The sequence below is a fragment of the Sorangium sp. So ce381 genome (assembly GCF_051473845.1).
Taxonomy (GTDB): Bacteria; Myxococcota_A; Polyangia; order Polyangiales; family Polyangiaceae; genus Sorangium; species Sorangium atrum.
This window is the reverse complement of the sequence record NZ_CP150336.1, coordinates 7,037,173-7,054,125: the sequence shown is the minus strand read 5'-3', so window position 1 is coordinate 7,054,125 and position 16,953 is coordinate 7,037,173. Positions and strand designations below refer to the sequence as shown.

Here is a 16,953-nt window from a genome sequence, read left to right as displayed (position 1 = left end):
ACCAAACACGAGGTTTCGACGATGCAATCTCATGATCTTCTCGACCATGTCCGCTCCGTCTTCGTGCGCATGACGCGCTACCCCGACGAGGTCGTCGTCGCCGACGCCGACCTGGAGCAGGACCTCGGCATCGACTCCGTGAAGCGCGGCGAGATCCTCGCGACGCTGCGCGCGGATTTCGGTCTCCCGAACGCCCTCAAGGCGGCGCCCGACGAGCTGCGCACGGTGGCCCGCGTCAGCGAGTTCCTGTCGCGAACGATCGCGGCCAGCGCGGAGGCCGGAGAGCCCGCCCATGGCCACGTGGAGATCGGAAGCCACGCCAATGGCCATGCGGAGGCGGCGAAGCACGCCAATGGCCACGTGGAGGCCGGAAGCCACGCCAATGGCCATGCGGAGGCAGCGAAGCACGCCAATGGCCATGTGGAAGCCGGAGGGCATGCCAATGGCCATAGGGAGGCCGGAAGGTACGCCAATGGCCACGTCGAGGCCGGAAACCACGCCAATGGCCACGCCGGCGAGGCGCTCCATGTCGTGGTCCAGGCGCTCGCGGACGCGACCCGCCACCCGGTCGATCTGCTCGTCCCCGACGCGCGGCTCGAGGAGGACCTCGGGGTCGACCGCCGCCGGCGCGACGAGCTCCGCGCCCTCCTCTGGCAGCGCGGCGCCCAGCCGGCCGTGCTCGAGGCGGCGCTCGACGAGGCCCGCACGGTCGGCGATCTCGCGCGGCTCGTCGAGTCCGCGCCGCCCGCGCAGGTCGCCGCGGCGCGCGCGCCCGCGGCCCGTGCGGCGCAGCGGGCGCTCCCTGCCCCCGGGGCGGCGCTCGCGGGCAAGACGGTCCTGGTGACCGGATCGAGCCGCGGGCTGGGCCGCGCCATCGCCGCGAAGCTCGGGCGCGCCGGCGCGCGGGTCGTCGTCAACAGCTTCCACTCGCGGGACGACGGCGAGGCGGTCGCCGACGAGATCCGCGGGGCCGGCGGCGACGCGGTGCACGTCTGGGGCTCGGTCGCCAACCCCGCGCACATCGACAGGCTCTTCGATTCGATCGCGCGCGAGGTCGGCGAGCTGCACCACTTCGTCAGCAACGCGTCGAACGGCCGGTTCGGCCCCCTCGAGCAGACGACCCCGGAGCACTGGGAGCTCGCCTTCCGCACGAACGTCATCGGCTACCACCTGTGCGCCATGCGCGCGGCGCGCCTGATGGAGCGCCACGGCGGCGGGCGCATCGTCGCGCTCTCGTCGAACGGCTCGTCGAGGTACCTCGAGCACTTCGGCGCCATGGGCGCCGTGAAGGCCGCGGTGGAGTCGCTGACGCGCGCGCTCGCCGTCGAGCTCGCCCCGCGCAACGTGCAGGTCAACTGCATCTCCGCCGGGCCGATCTACGGCCACGTGACGAGCAACTACCCCGATCACGAGCGGATCCTCCCGTACTGGGAGTCGCGCACGCCGGGCGGCCGGCTCTGCACCGAGGACGACGTCGCCGAGGCCGTCCTGCTGCTGCTCTCGGACGGCGCGCGGAGGATCAACGGCGCGACCCTCACCGTCGACGGCGGAGGCTCGCTGTGCATCTGACCGCGGCGATCGGCGGCGTCGGGGTGCGCTCGGCGCAGGCCCGCGCTGACCAGCTCACGTCAGCTTCCCTGGAGCTCGCGAAGAAGGAGGAATCATGAGTGCCACGCTCGATCGACAGCCCCCGGGCCCTGGCCCGCTCGCCAGCCTGCGGTACCTGGCGAACTTCAGGACCGGTAACATGCGTCATTACGAGGACCTCTTCGCGCGGTACGGCGACGTCGTGCGCCTGCGGGCGCCCGGGGCCGAGGACTTCGTCATGGCGTTTCACCCGAACGACATCGCGCACGTCCTTCGCACGAACGTCCGGAACTACCCCAAGGGGAAGCGCTACCACGAGCTCGCCCCCGTGCTCGGATGGGGCCTCGTGAACAGCGAGGGCGAGCTCTGGCGGCGCCAGCGAAGGCACGTCCAGCCCCAGTTCAACCACGCCAACACGCTCAAGTTCGTCCCCATCATCGTCGAACACATGGAAGCGGTGCTGCGGCGCTGGGATGCTCAGCCGGGCGAGTTCGAGCGCGACATCAACGACGACATGATGGATGTGACGTTCGGTATCGCGGGCGAGGCGTTCTTCGGCGCGGCGCTGGAGGCCCACACGGATACCGTCCGCGAGGCGTTCAAATATGCGCTGTCGATCGCGCTCAAGCGGATGTACTCCCTGGTCAACCCGCCCCTTTCCTGGCCGCTGCCCAGCCACCTGCGCTTCCGCCGGGCCATGGACCGCGTGCACGCCGTGATCGACGGCATCATCGACGGCTACCAGCGCGGCGCCGGCGGCGAGGACAACGTGCTCGTCCGCCTCATGAACTCGGTCGATCCCGAGACCGGCGCCAAGATGGACCGCGCGCAGCTGCGGGACGAGATCAAGACCATCCTGATGGTCGGCCACGAGACATCGAGCGTCACCGCCTCGTGGGCGCTGTACCAGGTCGCGCAGCACCCCGAGGTGTACGCCCGCCTCACCGACGAGATCGACCGCGTCCTCGGCGGCCGGTCTCCGACGGCGAAGGACATCGAGTCGATGCCTTACCTCACCATGGTCTTCAACGAGTGCCTCCGGCTCCTGCCGTCCGTGCCGTTCATCCTCCGCAGCCCGCTCGAGGACGACGTCATCGGTGGTTACCAGGTCGCCGCGGGGTCGACGGTGGCCATCGTCCCGTGGGTCACGCACCGGCACCCGGAGTTCTGGAGCGATCCGCTGGAGTTCAAGCCCGAGCGCTTCGCGAACCACCGGCGGAGCGCGGACGACAAGCTCGCCTTCATCCCCTTCGGCGCCGGCCAGCGGATCTGCCTTGGCGAGTTCATGGGGCAGCTCGAGGGCAAGATCATGGTCGCGATGGCGCTGCAGCGCTACCGGCTCCGGCTGGTCCCCGGCTTCGACCCGCGTTGCCGCGGCTTCATCTCGCTGCAGCCGGTGAACGGGATGCGCATGATCCTGAAGCGGCGGGATCCGTCGAGCGCCGTACGCGCGGTCCCGGCGGGGCGGGGGGAGCCCGCGGCGGCGGAGCCTGTGGTGACCGAGCCCGTGGCGGCCGCCATGAGAGCTCACGGCTGCCCGTACAGCGCCCGGGCCTGAGGGCCCGGGCTCGGCGCACCTGGCCGGCGGCGCGACCACCCGGCCTCTCCTCCCGGGCGGAGCCCCGCCATCATTTTTTTCTCGGCCCATGTCAGACCCCGACGAGCCGCGGCGAAGTAACAGGCAGGCAGGCGGACGGCTCGGGACGAACCCCTGAGCGCTGCCTTCTTCCACGGCACTGGCACGGCCGGCGCGCTGCGCATTCCGGCGAGGAGCGCGCGCGCCAGGCGAGAAAGGCATCCATTTACATGCGGACTCCCATGCACACGGTATCTCGATCGATCGTCCTCACCCTGGCGGCGAGCCTCGCGGGCTGCGTCGCGGCCGGCCCTGCGGACGAGCCTGAAGACGAGGCGATCGCCGCGGCGTCTGGCCCGCTCGTGGCGGACCGGGCCAGCCTGCCGACGCCGGCGGCCTACTGGAGCTTCGACACCTGCGCGGCCGGCGCGATCACGCGCGTTCGCGAGGACTCGGGCCGGGGGGCGTTCGGCGTGATGTCCGGCCGCCGCCTTTGCAGCCCCGGATGGTCCCTGTCGGCCGGCGACTTCGACGGGGCAGGGGATCGGGTCGAGATCAGCAGCGAGGGGAGGAGCTACCTCCACTTCCAGGACCGGATCACGGCGGCGGCCTGGGTCAACCCGCGGAGCGTGACGGGGAGCCGCACCATCGTCAACCAGTGGTACGCCGCGGACTCGTTCCTGCTCGGCATCGACAACGGCAAGTACTTCTTCTCCGTCGCCTTCCCCGACGGAGGCGCCGGCCGGCGCGCGATCGTCCAGGCCCCGGCCGTCGCCAACGCGTGGGCGCACGTCGCCGGCGTGTACGACGGCGCCGCGCTCAAGCTCTACGTCAACGGCGTGCTCCGCGCGTCGACGCCCGCGTCGGGCGCGCTTCAGCAATCGACGCGTCCGATCGTCATCGGCGGACACCCCAGCTGGAACGCGTACGATGGCCTGATCGACGAGGTCCGCCTCTACCAGCAGTCCCTGAGCGACGCGCAGGTGGCGCAGCTCGCGGCGGGCGAGGTCTACCCGGTGAGGGCGTATTACGTCTATCCGAGCGACCAGCCGTATCACCAGGAGTACGTCGACGCCATCAACACGTACCTCGACGAGCTGCGCGGCTGGTACCGCGAGGAGTCGGGCGGCTCGTTCCACCTGGTGGGCTTCGTCCAGCCGGTGCGCTCGTCCCAGAGCTACCTGACCATGCGCTGCGGCCCGACGCCGACGAGCGCCTGCCAGAGCAACCCGCAGGAGCTCCCGAACTGGCTCAACGCGGTGTCACAGGCCGTCGGCGGCTTCCCTGCGCGGCAGTCCACGCTGGTCTTCGGGCAGGGCGGCGGCGGCTGGGCGGGCGCCAACCTCCAGGGCGACAACACCGGATATGCCCTCGTGGGCGACTGGGTGCTGGAGCCCCTCTCCGGCGTGCGTGAGCCGCTCGCGCTCCACTGCGGATACGCCACGTGGCAGTGCAGCGGCGGCGTGCCGAAGGGGACCGTCGCCCACGAGCTCGGGCACTCGTTCGGCCTGCACCACCCGGACGGCTACTCGGGCACGACGATCATGGCGTGGCACGGCGACTATCCGACGACCGACTTCCTCGATCACGAGCAGATGATCCTCCAGGAGAGCCCGATGCTCTCGTCCGGCGTGTTCGTGCGCGGCGGGCTCTGGCTCGACTTCAACAACGCCGACGTCATGCACTGGGGCACGACGGTGAGCCTGACCGGCTCGGGCTTCGGGCCCGGCGCGCAGGTCGAGTTCGTTGGCGCCAACAACGCCAACATCCGTAACCCGATCAGCATCAGCGCGACGAGCCTCACGGTGCAGGTCCCGCACGGCCTCGGCCCGGGGTACATCCGCGTGCGCGACGGGGGCGGCGCGAGCAACAAGGTGCCGGTGAACTTCTATCCCTGAAGGGTGAGGTCCTCGAGGTGACGCCGCCGCGGTGACGAGCGGCGTCATCGCTGGCCGCCCCGAGCGACGGCGCCCGCCGACCGTGGCAGGCGCCGTCGCCGTCTCTCGCGCAGCGCCGATGCGGCGCCGGCCGTCGGTCGTCGCTCCGACGGCCCTGCGCCCGCCCTCTCCTCAGCGTCCGACCTTCATTGCTGGCCCAGGACGGCCCACCCGCTCCACGTCGTCTGCACGCCTGCGCGGAGCTCCTGTGTTGCGCCCTGGTCCATCCATCGCACGCTGGCCCATCCCACGTCCTTGGCGAGCCCCTGGTCCAAGGCGTAGATGGCCTTCGCGGAGCCGTCGGGCCTCGGAGCGACCTTGTAGGTCGCGAGCGGTACGCCCCTCGTCGAGTAGAGCGTCATCGAGACGTTGGGCATCGACTCCCTCTGAGCGATGAACAGGTACAGCGTCCTAGTGCTCAGGACGTACGCCGCGCACGCGCCGCACTGAGGATCTGCCGGTTGCATGGGCTCGTCCTTGATCCGGCGTTGCGGCCGCGGCCGCATACCGGATGACAGCGCCTGCGCCGCCTGGCCGGTCTCCATGGCCGACTCGACAGGCGTGGCATCCATCGAGGGACCGCACGCGGTGAGGACAAGGGCGCTCAGACCAAGAATCGAGGTACGCATCGTTCAGATCCTCCGTATACCGTTTCCGGGGTCGATCTGTTCTTCGCCGTCGTCTTCCGGCCTCTGACAGACAGAGCTCGATCCCTCGCCCGATCTGTCAGGGGACGAGCGCCCGGAAGCTCGCCCAGTCGCTCGACGGATCCGCGCGCAGCGCCGCGAGGGTCGCCTCGCGGAGCTGCTCGCCCGGCTCTCCTCGCTCGCCGGCGTAGAGCGCGGCCATCACCCGCTCTGCCAGCGCGTCGTCGACCGGGCGCGTCGCCGCGATCACCGAGCGCGCGCCGGCGATCAGCAGCGCCTGGGCCAGGCCGAGCCCGAGCCCCCGCGCCCCGGACGCGGCCTCCGTGCGCGCCGTGTCGCAGCCGGACAGGACCGCCCGCGCGGGCGCCCGGCGCAGCGCCAGGATGTCGCCCACGGCGAGCTCGCTCCCGCCGGAGAGCGCGAGGCTGCTGTCCCAGCCGTCGAGGCCCCCGAAGACGCCGTGGCCCGCGTAGTGGAAGAGCGCGAGCTCGGGCTCCTCCAGCGCGTCGGCGACCGCTCGGCGCGTAGCGAGCCCGCCCGACAGCCGCTCGACGCGCAGCCCCTTCCCGGAGAGCGCCGCCGCGACAGCGTCCGCCTCGCGCCGCGCGGCCGGCAGATCGCGCCGCGGATCCGCGACGACGAGCGCGCGCTCCGGCGCTTGCCCCGCGCCGGCGCCCTCGGCGGGCCGCGCGCCGCGCCTGGGGAGATCCAGGCCATACGTCACCGGCATGCGCGCGACGAGCGGCGCGCCGTCCCAGGGCAGGGCGTGGAAGTCGACGCGAGCGAGCTCGCCATGGGCGGCGACGCGGAGGCGCGTCGCGGCGCGCAGCTGCGCGTCGAACGGCGCGAGCAGCCGCGGGGCCAGCGTCGCGGCCGGGGCGGAGGCGTCGAGCGCCGGCAGCCGCTGGGCCACGACGCCGTCGCGGGTGATTGCGAAGCCGGCCCATCCTTCGGGGATCGGATGGAGCACGAGCATCATCTCGCCCTCTTCCAGCGCCGGCGCCGCCTCGACCTCCACCGCCGCGGGCTCCCCCTGTCGCACAAGGAGCAGCGCTTCCTCTAGCCGCGCGCGGATCGACCGCCCGTGCGCAGCTCGGGCCACCCGGACCGCATCGAGCTCGTCGGACGAGAGCCGCCAGTCGTCGCGCCCCTCCTCGTCGAAGGCCGCCCGCGCGTCGCGGTACGCCGCGAGGGCGCGCTCCCAGCGCGCCCTCTCCTCGCTGCCGAGCGCCTCGATGCGGTCGATCCAGCGGAGCGTCGCGAGCGCCCGCGCGCGCGACTGTCGGGCGGCGCGCACGGCGCGGCGCGGATCGCGCCGGAGCAGGAGGTCGACGAGCCGCCGCGCGCTCTCCTCGAGGCGCCCGAGGTAGCCGCCGCGGCCCTGCCCGAGGGGCACGAGCGCGCCGAGATCGCCCCGCAGCTCCTCCGCTTGCTCGTAGGCCAGGGCGGCCGCGTCGAGCCTCCCCATCGCCTCGAGCGCCCGCCCGCGGCCGAGCGCCGCGCGGTAGCGTCCTTCCGGCAGCTCGCTCGCGTCCGCGAGCCGCGCGAGCCGGCCGTAGATCTGGAGCGCTCTCGCGGGATCGCCGCTGCCCAGCGCGACGCGCCCCTCGATCTCGAGCCAGTACATCGCCACGCCGGCGTCGGGGCGCGCGTCCGTCCGCCGGGCCTCGTCGAGCAGGGCGCGCGCCGCGTCCGCCTGGCCGGCTTCCAGCTTGGCGAGGGCCAGGTTCGTCAGCGCGTTCGCGCGCTTCGCCGGCTTCGGGCACGCGGCCCCGTACAGCTCGAGCGCGGCCATGAGCGGCGATTCGGCGTCCGCGAGGGCTCGAGGCCGCTCGGCGCCCGCACGCGGCTCGCTGGACCCGCCGCTCGCCCACGCGACCTGCAGGGCGTTCCAGCCGAGGTCGTTCAGCAGGGAGGCTCGCTCGCACGGGGCCCTCCCGGCGGGGGAGGACGCCTGCACATCGCGCAGCAGCGCCCGCGCCTCCAGCGGTCGCCCCAGGGTCTGGAGCACGTCGGCGCGCTCCTGGAGCACGTGCAGCCGGTGGTCGCTCAGGCCGAGGCGCTCCGCGCCCGCCGCCGACGCGTCCAGCTGCCGGAGCGCCGCGCGCAGATCGCCCGCCTCGGACGAGAGCAGCGCCGCGTAGTACGGCTTCACCGCGCGCCCCTCGGGGTAGCTCGCCTCGAGCGGCCCGAGCGCGTCGAGCGCCGCCCGCGCCTCCGCGAACCTGCGCCCGTTGAAGAGGAGCGCGTACGAGAACGCGAAGCGGTCGAGGAACTCGTCGGAGATCCGCCCCGCCTCCCGGTGCGCCCGGATCGACGCCTCGAAGCCCGTGATCGCCTCCGGGATCCTGCCGCGCGCGAGGTCCACGCGCGCGCGCTTGCCGATCGCCAGGGCCTGGACGGCGGGGTCCGCGTCGGACGCCAGCGCGTCGAGCGCCGAGGACGCCGCGTCGAGATCGCCGCGCCGGCGCAGCGCCTCGGCCTCCTTCAGCCGGGGCGCGTCGACGGCCGGGCGGAGCTCCAGGCGGAGCGACGCGCGCCCGCCGCCCCGCTCGGCGGTCACGGAGAGGGCGCGGGCGCCCTCGGCGACGGGGACGCGCGCCAGCACGCCTCCCTGGACGCGCGCTCCATCGAGCGAGGCGAGCGGGGCGTCCGCGACGACGGCCGCGTCGACGGCGATCGCGACGCGGGCGTCCGCGGGGGCCTTCACCCAGATGCGGAGGGTCCGGTCGTCCGGCAGCGCGCAGGCGGGGCCGGCGTGCACGGCGCTGCAGCCGGCGAACTCCACCTCGAGGGGCGGCGCGGGCGCCGCGGCGGTCGCCGGGGCCACGGACGCCCCCGAGGTCGCCGGGGCTGAGGTCCCCGTCGGGCGTCGCGCGTCGCATCCCGGCGCCAGCGCCGCCGCGCCGAGGATCGCTGCGCCCAGCGCGGGCCGGAGCGCTCGCCAGCGCGTCACGGGTCCTTGGAGGGCGCTGCGGGTCGGGCGGTGGGGAGGGGGAGCGGCGCTGCGCGCGGCAGGAGGAGCACTTTGAAGCGTAAGATTCGGAATGGTTTATCTTTTTTCTCAGACGGCCGTGGGTCCGCCAGCCCGGCCGCGCTGTCTGGCAGCGCCGCTGGCCGTCCGATCGCGATCGCGATCTCCCACTCGCCCTCGGGCACTCCGGGGAAGAGTGTCTCCGTGTCGCCTTCGATGCGGGCCGCGCCCTGCTCCGAGAGGTCGGCGTGCACGTCCCAGGGGCGCGCCGTTTCGCCCTGGATCAGGAAGGCGCGCACCGCGACGGGGCCGTCGACCCGGGTTGCGGGCCGCAGGGTGATCTCGAGCCTCGATCCGGGCCCGAGCCGCGCGGTCGCGTCGGCGCCGCTGGAGGCGGAGCGCTCGCTGACCTCGCCGCCGGCGAGCGTCATGGCGTAGGTGGGCACCGGGAGCATGGCCAGCGCGCCCGGATCGTCGAGCAGGCCGCGCGGGTGGTGCTTGTCGCCCTCCAGCGAGAGCCGCACGACGAGGACCGCCGCGGCGGCCGCGGCCAGGGCCGTCGCGGCGGTCCGCCAGGGCGCCCGGCCCGGCTTTCGCGGGAGCGGGAGCACCTCGCCGCCGCGCGCCGCCGCCGTGTGCTGTCCCGGAGGTGGCGGGCCTGCCGCCTCCGCGCTTGCCGCCGTGGTGCCAGCCGCCGCGGCGGCGCCTGCCGTCCCCGCGCCAGTTGCCGCGGCGGCGCCTGCCGTCTCCGCGTCAGTCGCCGCGGCGGCGCCTGCCGTCTCCGCGCCTCGCTCGCCCGCGCTCCCCTGCAGCCCGGCCAGGATCCGGTCCGCGATCCGCGCTCGCGCCTCGCCGTCCAGCGGGCGTGACGCCTCCCACGCCTCGCGGTCCTCCGGGGTGCGCGGCGCCTCCGCCTCCAGCGCATCGCGCTCGCCGGCCGCGAGCGTCCCCAGCGCCCTCGCCGACCAGCGCGGATCGCTCGCCCGGTCCTGCTCGCGCGCGACGCGCGCCAGCGCCTTCAGCAGATCGTCGTCGTTCATCGTCCCCCTCCGGGGCTCGCAGCGCTCTTCATCGTCCCCCTCCCGGGCTCGCGGCGCTCGGCGAGGCGCCGTGTCCTCTCGGCTCCGCCTCGGCCGCGAGCTCCGCGGCGATCTGCCGGACGAGCCGGGCGATGCGGCTCCGCCACGCGTACACGGCGTCCGCGGTCATGCCGGTGATGGTGCAGGCTTCCTCGGTGGAGCGCTCGTCGACGAGCAGCAGATAGAAGAGCTCCACCCCGCGCTCGCTCAGGCGATCGCGGAGCTTCCGGGCGATCGCCGCGAGCAGCTCGCGCGAGATCGCCGCGGGCTCCGGCGACACGGAGGCGCCGTCCACGCGCTCGAGCGCGTCGTCCTCGGTGGGCTGCTCGGTCCAGGGGTTCCGGCGGCGGCTGCGCAGGATCGAGCACGCCTCACGCTCCGCCACGAGCCCCACGAAGCTCGCGAGCGGCAGCCCCCGGCCGGCGTCCCACTGGCGCAGCGTGCGCCCGCGGTCCGCGAAGAGCGCGAGGAACACGCTCTGGGTCAGGTCCTCGACCTCCTGCCGGACGTCGCGGTGCCCCGCCGCGCGCCGCCGGCGGAGCAGCGGCCGCATCACCCGCTCCTGGATGGTGGGCGTCAGCAGATCGACGAGCGCCCTCACCGCGGCCGGCTCCCCGGCCACGGCCCGCGCGATGAGCGCGGCCTCCGGGCTCGGGGCAGCGGCGCCCGCCGATCCCCGCCGCGCGTCCTCATCGATCGTCCGCGGCTGCGCGGGCAAGGGAGAGCTCGGGGCCATCAGGGCACGGATAAACGCGCGCCACACGCCCGTCAATCCGGCCACGTCTTCGCCGCGCCGGCTGTCAGCCGATATCGAAAATCAATCGATCGCCCGCCGTCCGACGCTTCCACCCGCGACGTCGGGCGAAGCGCAAGGTCGCAAGATCACGACGGGTGCTTCCCGCTTCCCACGCTTCCCACGCTTCCCACCCAAGTTCCGGCCTCGCTGTCTGTATCATCTCCTCATGCGGCACCGCCGGGGTCGGGGCTCGAGGGGATGGCCATCACGGCGGCTCGGGCCGGCAGGACCGCTGGCCGCCGCCGTCCCGCTCCTTTGTGCCTCGTCATGGCCGGCGGTGGCCCGCGCCGACAGCTACGAGCGGTGCGTCCGCGAGGCGGCGACGCAGGCCGAGATCGACGCTTGCGCCCCCAAGGATGAGCCCATCGAGGTGAGGGTGCGGGCGAAGCCGCCGGCCCGGAGCGCCTCCGACGTCGAGGCGGACGCGCAGGTCCTCGCCGCGGCGCCGCACGGCTCGGGCGCCGACGTGCTGCGGGTCCTCCCGGGCGTCTTCGTGAGCGATCGCGGCCTGCCCGGTCGCGCGCCGCACCTGTCGCTGCGTGGCTTCGATGGCACCTCGGGTCAGGACGTCGAGATCTTCGCCGGCAACATCCCGATGAACCAGGTCTCGCACATCCGTGCTCCTGGTTATGCCGACATGCGCCTCATCATGCCGGAGGTGGTCCGGTCGATCCGGATCGCCAGCGGCCCTCACGATCCGAGGCAAGGCGATTTCGGCGTCGCCGGCTCGCTCCACATGGATCTCGGCCTGGAGGCGCCGGGCTTCTGGTTGAAGGGGGGAGTCGGCTCGTTCGGGACGAGGCGTCTCCTCATCGCGTTTGCGCCCGAGCACGACGACATGATGGACACGTTCGCGGCCTTCGAGACCGACGCCATGGACGGGCCGGGCGGCGCGCGCGGCGGCGAGCGCAGCTCCTTCGTCGGGCAGCTCGGCGGGGGCACCAACCAGGTCCAGTTCCGCGCGACGGTGGCCATCGGATCGGCGCGCTTCGACTTTCCCGGCTACCTGCCGCAGGGCCCCGTGGAGCGGGGCGCCTACCCCTACGCGGCGCAGCGGCCGCTCGGCCGCGATAGGACATCGCAGGCGCTCGTAGGATCCGATGTCCTGTGGAGCCTCGGCGAGGGCACGATGGGCATCGGCGGCTTCGCGGGAAAGACCAAGACGACGTTTCACCAGAACCTCACCGGGTACGCGCTCGACCAGCTCGCCGGCGAGCCGATCGTCGAGAGCGACGACAGCGAGATGGTGAACGACGCCTCGACGTTCGGCCTCACGGTGCTTTACCGCCATGGCGTCGAGATCACGTCGAAGCGCGATTCCATCGAGATGGGCGCCTACGCGCGTGTGGACTCGGTCGACCAGACCGACACCCGCCTGTTCGAGGACGGCACGAAGAACGCCGCGCTCGTCGACGCGACGATCGACGCCACGAACGTCGCCGCCTATGCCGATCTCTCGCTCTACCCGATCCGGCGCGTGGTCGTCCGTGGCGGCGCGCGCCTCGACTCGCTCTCGTACAGCGTGCGGGATCGCACAAGCAACGCCGGGCTCGAGCGCACCGCGCAGGGCTTCGTCGTGTCGAGCAAGGCCATGGCCGACATCGCGGTCAGCGGCGGCGTGCACCTCGTGGCGAGCTACGGCGAGGGGTTCCGTTCCCCGCAGGCGCGCGACCTCGACGAGGGCGAGCGCGTGCCGTTCACCAAGGTGCGCAGCGTCGAGGCCGGCGTCCGGCTCAAGGAGGGCAAGACCTTCCAGGGCTCCGTGGTGGGGTTCGGCTCATGGCTCGGCAATGACCGCGTGTTCGACGCGGCGTCGCGGCAGAACATCGAGGCCCCGCCGTCGGTGCGCGCCGGCGCGCAGGTCGTGATGAGCGCGCGCTCCGGCCCGTTCGGCGCGCACCTGAGCGGGACGTACACCCACGCTCGCTTCACCGGCTCCGACGCGCGCTTCGCGGAGGGCGACCCGGTGCCTTACGCGCCGGCGTTCGTCCTGCGCGACGACGTGTTCGCCTCGGGGGTCGTCGGCCGGCTCTCCGGCAAGGAGGTGACGGTCCGCGTGGGCGCCGGCGTCGAGGGCATGGCGGGTCGCTCCCTCCCGGGCGGGCGGGACGGCAAGGACGCGGTCAGCCTCGATGCCGTCGCCGCGGTCGGGTGGCGCGGCATGGAGCTCGCCCTGAACGGCACGAACCTCCTGGGCCTCCAGTATTATGACGCGCAGTACGTCTACGCCTCGAGCTTCGTGAAGGACAGCGCGCCCCCGCTGCCGTCGCCGCACGTGCTCGTCGCGGCGCCGATCGCGTGGATGCTGACGCTCCAGATTCACCTCCGCGGCAAGGAGCGCGAGCCGGAGCCGGCCTATTAGCCGGCTGCCGGAGCGGGGTGCAGGTTCGTGGGATACGGGCTCAGCCGCTAGCCCCGCGCGAGGCTGCTGCTGTCTCTCGGAGGAATTCCCTCATTTCACAGCCCTTTTCAGCGGAGAAATTGAACAGGGAGGCGGGGAGACAGGGAGGGAAATCTTCAAATACTCCCCGTCTCCCCGCCTCCCTGTGAATTTTCTGAAGAATTAGAGGCGATTCCTCAGGCTGTTTCCCTATTCGGACGTCACCCGATCTCGCGGTAATCGAACCAATCGAAGTCGGCGTGCAGGCGTGTTCCGGCCAGGTCCTGGCACGCCATCCCGACGAAATTGCCCGTGAACCCACAGGGCACCGCGTGCTCGTCCGACAGGATCGACGCGTCGTGCTCCCACCCCACCGCGTGGAAGGTGACGCCATCCCGGGAGTAGAAGAACGATATCCGATCGTCCTTGATCTCGAGCCGCAGGTAGATGTTCTCGGCCCCGTCCAGCACGTACTCCTTCTCGATCGGGAACGTCAGGTTCCCCCGCTCGCACTTCATGAGCGCCAGGGCCTTCTCGGCGTGATCCGCCCGTGAGACGTAGAGATAGTAGAACGAGTCCGTGCTGTAGAACGCAACGATGCCCGCCATCTGCTGGAAGTGCTGAGGGGCGAACTGCATGCACGTCGTCGCTTGCACATGTTTGGCCTGCTGGCGCCGCGCGACGAGGCTCTGCTCGAAGTTCGAGGTGATGCTCTCGCGTCCGATCAGGCGCAGGTACCCGGGTCGGGCGGCGAGGCTGCTCACGTCGGCCGGCAGCACGCGCGGCGACTGCCACTCGATGCCCAGCGTCGGCTTATCGAAGTCGTCGCGCTCGGGTGTCTTCGGCCATTCGTGGCGAGCCAGGTTCGGCCCCTCGTAAACGTCCAGCGGAACCTGCCCGCCCGACGTCAGCCGCGGCCACCCCTCGACCCACGTGATCCCCTGCAGCGCCGTCTCACGCCCCAGCGTCGACCGGCCATTCTGCAACGGGCGACGGCACAGGTGCGCGAACGCCCACGAGCCGTCCTTGTTCTCCACGAAGCTACCGTGGCCGGCGCTCTGGAGCCGCACATCGGGGCGGGACGCGCTGGAGATGAGCGGATTGTTCGGCATGACCTCGTAGGGGCCGTGAATCGAGCGAGAGCGGGCCACCGTCGCGGCGTGCGTGATGAACGTGCCCCCCTCCGCGGTCAGCAGGTAGTAGTAGCCATCTCGCTTGTAGAGGTGCGGCCCCTCCACGAGCCCGAGCGCGGTGCCTCGGAAGATGTTCTCCACCGGCCCCACGAGCTTCTGCTCCTTGGGGCTGTACTCCTGGAGCAAGATCCCACCGAACGGGTTGTTGCCCGGCCGGTGATCCCACACCATGTTCACGAGCCACTTGCGGCCGTCGTCGTCGTGGAACAGCGAAGGATCGAACCCTGAGCTGTTCAGGTAGATGGGCTCCGACCACGGACCGGTGATGGAAGGCGCGGTGACCAGGTAGTTGTGGACGTCCTTGAACGACGACGCCCAGCGTCGCGAATTGGTGTAAATGAGGTGAAACAAGCCGTCTGCGTAGGTCAGGCACGGCGCCCAGATCCCGCCGGAGTTCGGGTTGCCGCGCATGTCCAGCTGCGAGTACCGCTCCAGCGGCCGCGCGACCACCCGCCAGTTGACGAGGTCTTTCGAATGGGAGATCTGGACGCCCGGGAACCACTCGAACGTCGAGGTCGCGATGTAGTAGTCGTCCCCCACGCGCACGATCGACGGATCGGGGTTGAACCCTCTCAGTGCCGGATTTTCAACCTTGCTCATTCACTCACCTTGATTGTCTCGTTGTGTTCCAGCGCAGCCAGTCCTGCTTCCAGCGCTCGACGGATACGCTCGGCATCGTGGGGACGCGCCCCGCCCATGCCCCACCGCTCGCGCGTCGGCGTGAGGCACAGGAGGTGCGTGGCCACAGGCAGCTCGGGGTGCAGCGCGAGCTCGGGATGCGGCGTGGGGGGAGAAGGCATCATAGGGGAACGTGGCGTCTGCAACGTCGCCCCTGCTGGTTCCCGCATCTGCGGTCCGTGGCCGCGCAGCGGGACCCGCCGGAGGAGCTCCGCCGTCGGCGCGCGAGGGTAGCACCGTGCGCGCCCACGTCCAGACGCTTCGTCCTGCTGCGCGGGCGCCTCCGGTGGGGTCGAGCGCGTCGAGCGCGTCGAGCGACCGCGCGCCAGCTCACTCCGCTGCCGTCGCGAGCTGCGCCGCGTCCGCCGGCCGCGCGCGGTTCCACGCGGACGCCACGGCGGCGAGCGACGCCATGTCGGCGTCCCTGTGCGTCCCCGCCCCGAAGCTGCGCTTGCGCCCGACCGAGATGGCCACATACGCCGCCGTCTCGTCGCCGGCGCTCCTCGGGAGCGCGTGCGCCGCGTGCTCGTCCACCGCGATCGCGATCCCCGCGTGGCGCGAGAGCGCGCTCGCGAACGCCTCGACCGGGGTGCCGCCGGCGGCGCTCAGCGCGTGGGCGACACCTCGGATCTGCACATGGAACTCGTGTCGTTCGTCCGCGCCCTGGCCGACGCGCCGGTGCCGGGTGACGCGGAGCGGCCCCGCGCGGTTCACGTACTCCCGCTCGAAGATCGCCAGGATCTCGGCCTTCTGCACCTCGCCCTCGGTCCGCTCCGCCCTGCGCTGCACGGCCTGGCTCACCTCGACGGCGAGCCCCCTCGGCAGCGTGTAGCCGTGGTCGTGCTCGAGCACGTAGGCCACGCCGCCCTTGCCCGACTGGCTGTTCACGCGGATCACCGCCTCGTAGCTGCGCCCGACGTCCTGCGGATCGATGGGCAGGTACGGCACCTCCCAGAGCGGGCTCCCGCCCTCGCGCAGCGCCTTGAACCCCTTCTTGATCGCGTCCTGGTGCGAGCCGGAGAAGGCCGTGTACACGAGCTCGCCGACGTACGGGTGGCGCGGGTGGACCGGCAGGCGGTTGCAGTGCTCGACCGTCTCCTTGATCGACTGGACATCATGGATCTCGAGCTCGGGATCCACGCCCTGGGACATCAGGTTGAGCGCCAGCGTCACGACGTCGACGTTGCCCGTGCGCTCGCCGTTGCCGAACAGCGTGCCCTCGACGCGATCGGCGCCCGCCATCACGGCCAGCTCCGCCGCGGCCACGGCGGTGCCGCGGTCGTTGTGCGGGTGCACGCTCAGCACGATGCTGTCGCGCTGCTTCAGGTTCCTGTGCATCCACTCGATCTGATCCGCGTAGACGTTGGGCGTCGACATCTCGACGGTGGCGGGCAGGTTCAGGATGATCTTCCGTGATGGGGTGGGCTCCCAGACGTCCATCACGGCCTCGCAGATCTCCTTCGCGAAATCGAGCTCGGTGCCCGTGAAGCTCTCGGGGGAGTACTCCAGCACGACCTCCGTCTCGGGCAACCGCGCCGCGAGCTCCTTCACCAGCCGGGCCCCGCGCACGGCGATCTCGGCGATGCCCGCGCGGTCCAGGCCGAACACCACGCGCCGCTGGAGCGTGGAGGTGGAGTTGTAGAGGTGGACGATGGCGCGGCGCGCCCCGCGGATGGCCTCGAACGTGCGCTCGATCAGCTCGGCGCGCGCCTGGGTGAGCACCTGGATCGTCACGTCGTCCGGGATGAGCCCCTGATCGATGATCCAGCGCACGAAGTCGAAGTCGGGCTGAGACGCGCTGGGGAAGCCCACCTCGATCTCCTTGAACCCCATGCGCAGCAGCTCGTGCCACATACGGAGCTTGCGCTCGAGGCCCATGGGCTCGACCAGGGCCTGGTTGCCGTCGCGCAGGTCCACGCTGCACCAGCGCGGCGCTCTCTCGATCATGCGGCCGGGCCAGCGGCGATCGGGCAGATGGATGGGCTGAAAGGGCTTGTACTTGTGGACAGGCATCGTGGACATGACAGGACTCCCTGAAAGCTAGCGATGGGAGTCGTCACGACACGACGACGATGCGGGGGACCCCCATCGGGACCAAGAAAACCG

11 protein-coding genes are annotated in these 16,953 nt (G+C 72.0%); 4 read left to right on the top strand and 7 right to left on the bottom strand.

The window, feature by feature from the left end; translation table 11 throughout:
- The first annotated feature begins 21 nt into the window (after positions 1-21).
- The 3 genes from WMF29_RS26300 (at position 22) to WMF29_RS26290 (ending at position 5,061) form a co-directional block, all read left to right on the top strand.
- Positions 22-1,569 carry an SDR family oxidoreductase gene (locus WMF29_RS26300; RefSeq protein WP_437322890.1) on the top strand — a complete coding sequence of 516 codons (1,548 nt, stop codon included), beginning with the start codon at positions 22-24 and terminating at the stop codon, positions 1,567-1,569.
- A gap of 94 nt (positions 1,570-1,663) precedes the next feature.
- Complete coding sequence (locus WMF29_RS26295) at positions 1,664-3,145, top strand: cytochrome P450 (protein ID WP_437322889.1); 1,482 nt, start codon at positions 1,664-1,666, stop codon at positions 3,143-3,145.
- A gap of 260 nt (positions 3,146-3,405) precedes the next feature.
- Entirely contained in the window at positions 3,406-5,061 is a 1,656-nt protein-coding gene (locus WMF29_RS26290; RefSeq protein ID WP_437322888.1) for a LamG-like jellyroll fold domain-containing protein, read from the top strand.
- Between the two features lie 185 nt (positions 5,062-5,246).
- Here the strand turns inward: WMF29_RS26290 and WMF29_RS26285 are convergent, their stop codons facing one another.
- From WMF29_RS26285 to WMF29_RS26270, 4 genes are all read right to left on the bottom strand, one after another.
- Entirely contained in the window at positions 5,247-5,477 is a 231-nt protein-coding gene (locus WMF29_RS26285) for a hypothetical protein (protein ID WP_437322887.1), read from the bottom strand.
- A 349-nt stretch (positions 5,478-5,826) separates the two neighbouring features.
- Positions 5,827-8,703: a CHAT domain-containing protein gene (locus WMF29_RS26280; RefSeq protein ID WP_437322886.1), complete on the bottom strand. Its 2,877-nt coding sequence runs from the start codon at positions 8,701-8,703 to the stop codon at positions 5,827-5,829.
- Positions 8,700-9,761: a hypothetical protein gene (locus WMF29_RS26275; protein ID WP_437322885.1), complete on the bottom strand. Its 1,062-nt coding sequence runs from the start codon at positions 9,759-9,761 to the stop codon at positions 8,700-8,702. Before WMF29_RS26275 ends, WMF29_RS26280 begins: the two co-directional genes overlap by 4 nt.
- A 28-nt stretch (positions 9,762-9,789) precedes the next feature.
- Positions 9,790-10,536, bottom strand: a complete 747-nt coding sequence (locus WMF29_RS26270) for an RNA polymerase sigma factor (RefSeq protein WP_437322884.1) — start codon at positions 10,534-10,536, stop codon at positions 9,790-9,792.
- 337 nt (positions 10,537-10,873) lie between these two features.
- Between WMF29_RS26270 and WMF29_RS26265 the strand changes: the two genes are divergently transcribed.
- A complete protein-coding gene (locus WMF29_RS26265) occupies positions 10,874-12,958 on the top strand; it encodes a TonB-dependent receptor (protein ID WP_437322883.1) in 2,085 nt (694 codons plus the stop codon).
- A gap of 239 nt (positions 12,959-13,197) precedes the next feature.
- On the opposite strand, the gene WMF29_RS26260 is transcribed toward WMF29_RS26265, so the two are convergent.
- The 3 genes from WMF29_RS26260 to leuA form a co-directional block, all read right to left on the bottom strand.
- A complete protein-coding gene (locus WMF29_RS26260; RefSeq protein WP_437322882.1) occupies positions 13,198-14,769 on the bottom strand; it encodes a glycoside hydrolase family 43 protein in 1,572 nt (523 codons plus the stop codon).
- The gene (locus WMF29_RS26255) at positions 14,766-14,972 is read right to left on the bottom strand and encodes a hypothetical protein (RefSeq protein ID WP_437322881.1); all 207 of its coding nucleotides are present in this window, start codon (positions 14,970-14,972) and stop codon (positions 14,766-14,768) included. The genes WMF29_RS26260 and WMF29_RS26255 overlap by 4 nt, the downstream gene beginning before the upstream one ends.
- A gap of 205 nt (positions 14,973-15,177) precedes the next feature.
- Positions 15,178-16,869 (bottom strand): 2-isopropylmalate synthase, encoded by a 1,692-nt coding sequence (gene leuA / locus WMF29_RS26250; RefSeq protein ID WP_437322880.1) that lies wholly within the window; start codon positions 16,867-16,869, stop codon positions 15,178-15,180.
- Positions 16,870-16,953: the final 84 nt, after the last annotated feature.

Bases quoted from the DNA above. Each gene is read 5' to 3' on its own strand.
- WMF29_RS26300 (WP_437322890.1), top strand. From the start codon at position 22: ATGCAATCTCATGATCTTCTCGACCATGTCCGCTCCGTCTTCGTGCGC.
- WMF29_RS26295 (WP_437322889.1), top strand. From the start codon at position 1,664: ATGAGTGCCACGCTCGATCGACAGCCCCCGGGCCCTGGCCCGCTCGCC.
- WMF29_RS26290 (WP_437322888.1), top strand. From the start codon at position 3,406: ATGCACACGGTATCTCGATCGATCGTCCTCACCCTGGCGGCGAGCCTC.
- WMF29_RS26285 (WP_437322887.1), bottom strand. From the start codon at position 5,477: ATGCCCAACGTCTCGATGACGCTCTACTCGACGAGGGGCGTACCGCTC.
- WMF29_RS26275 (WP_437322885.1), bottom strand. From the start codon at position 9,761: ATGAACGACGACGATCTGCTGAAGGCGCTGGCGCGCGTCGCGCGCGAG.
- WMF29_RS26270 (WP_437322884.1), bottom strand. From the start codon at position 10,536: ATGGCCCCGAGCTCTCCCTTGCCCGCGCAGCCGCGGACGATCGATGAG.
- WMF29_RS26260 (WP_437322882.1), bottom strand. From the start codon at position 14,769: ATGAGCAAGGTTGAAAATCCGGCACTGAGAGGGTTCAACCCCGATCCG.
- WMF29_RS26255 (WP_437322881.1), bottom strand. From the start codon at position 14,972: ATGATGCCTTCTCCCCCCACGCCGCATCCCGAGCTCGCGCTGCACCCC.
- leuA (WP_437322880.1), bottom strand. From the start codon at position 16,869: ATGTCCACGATGCCTGTCCACAAGTACAAGCCCTTTCAGCCCATCCAT.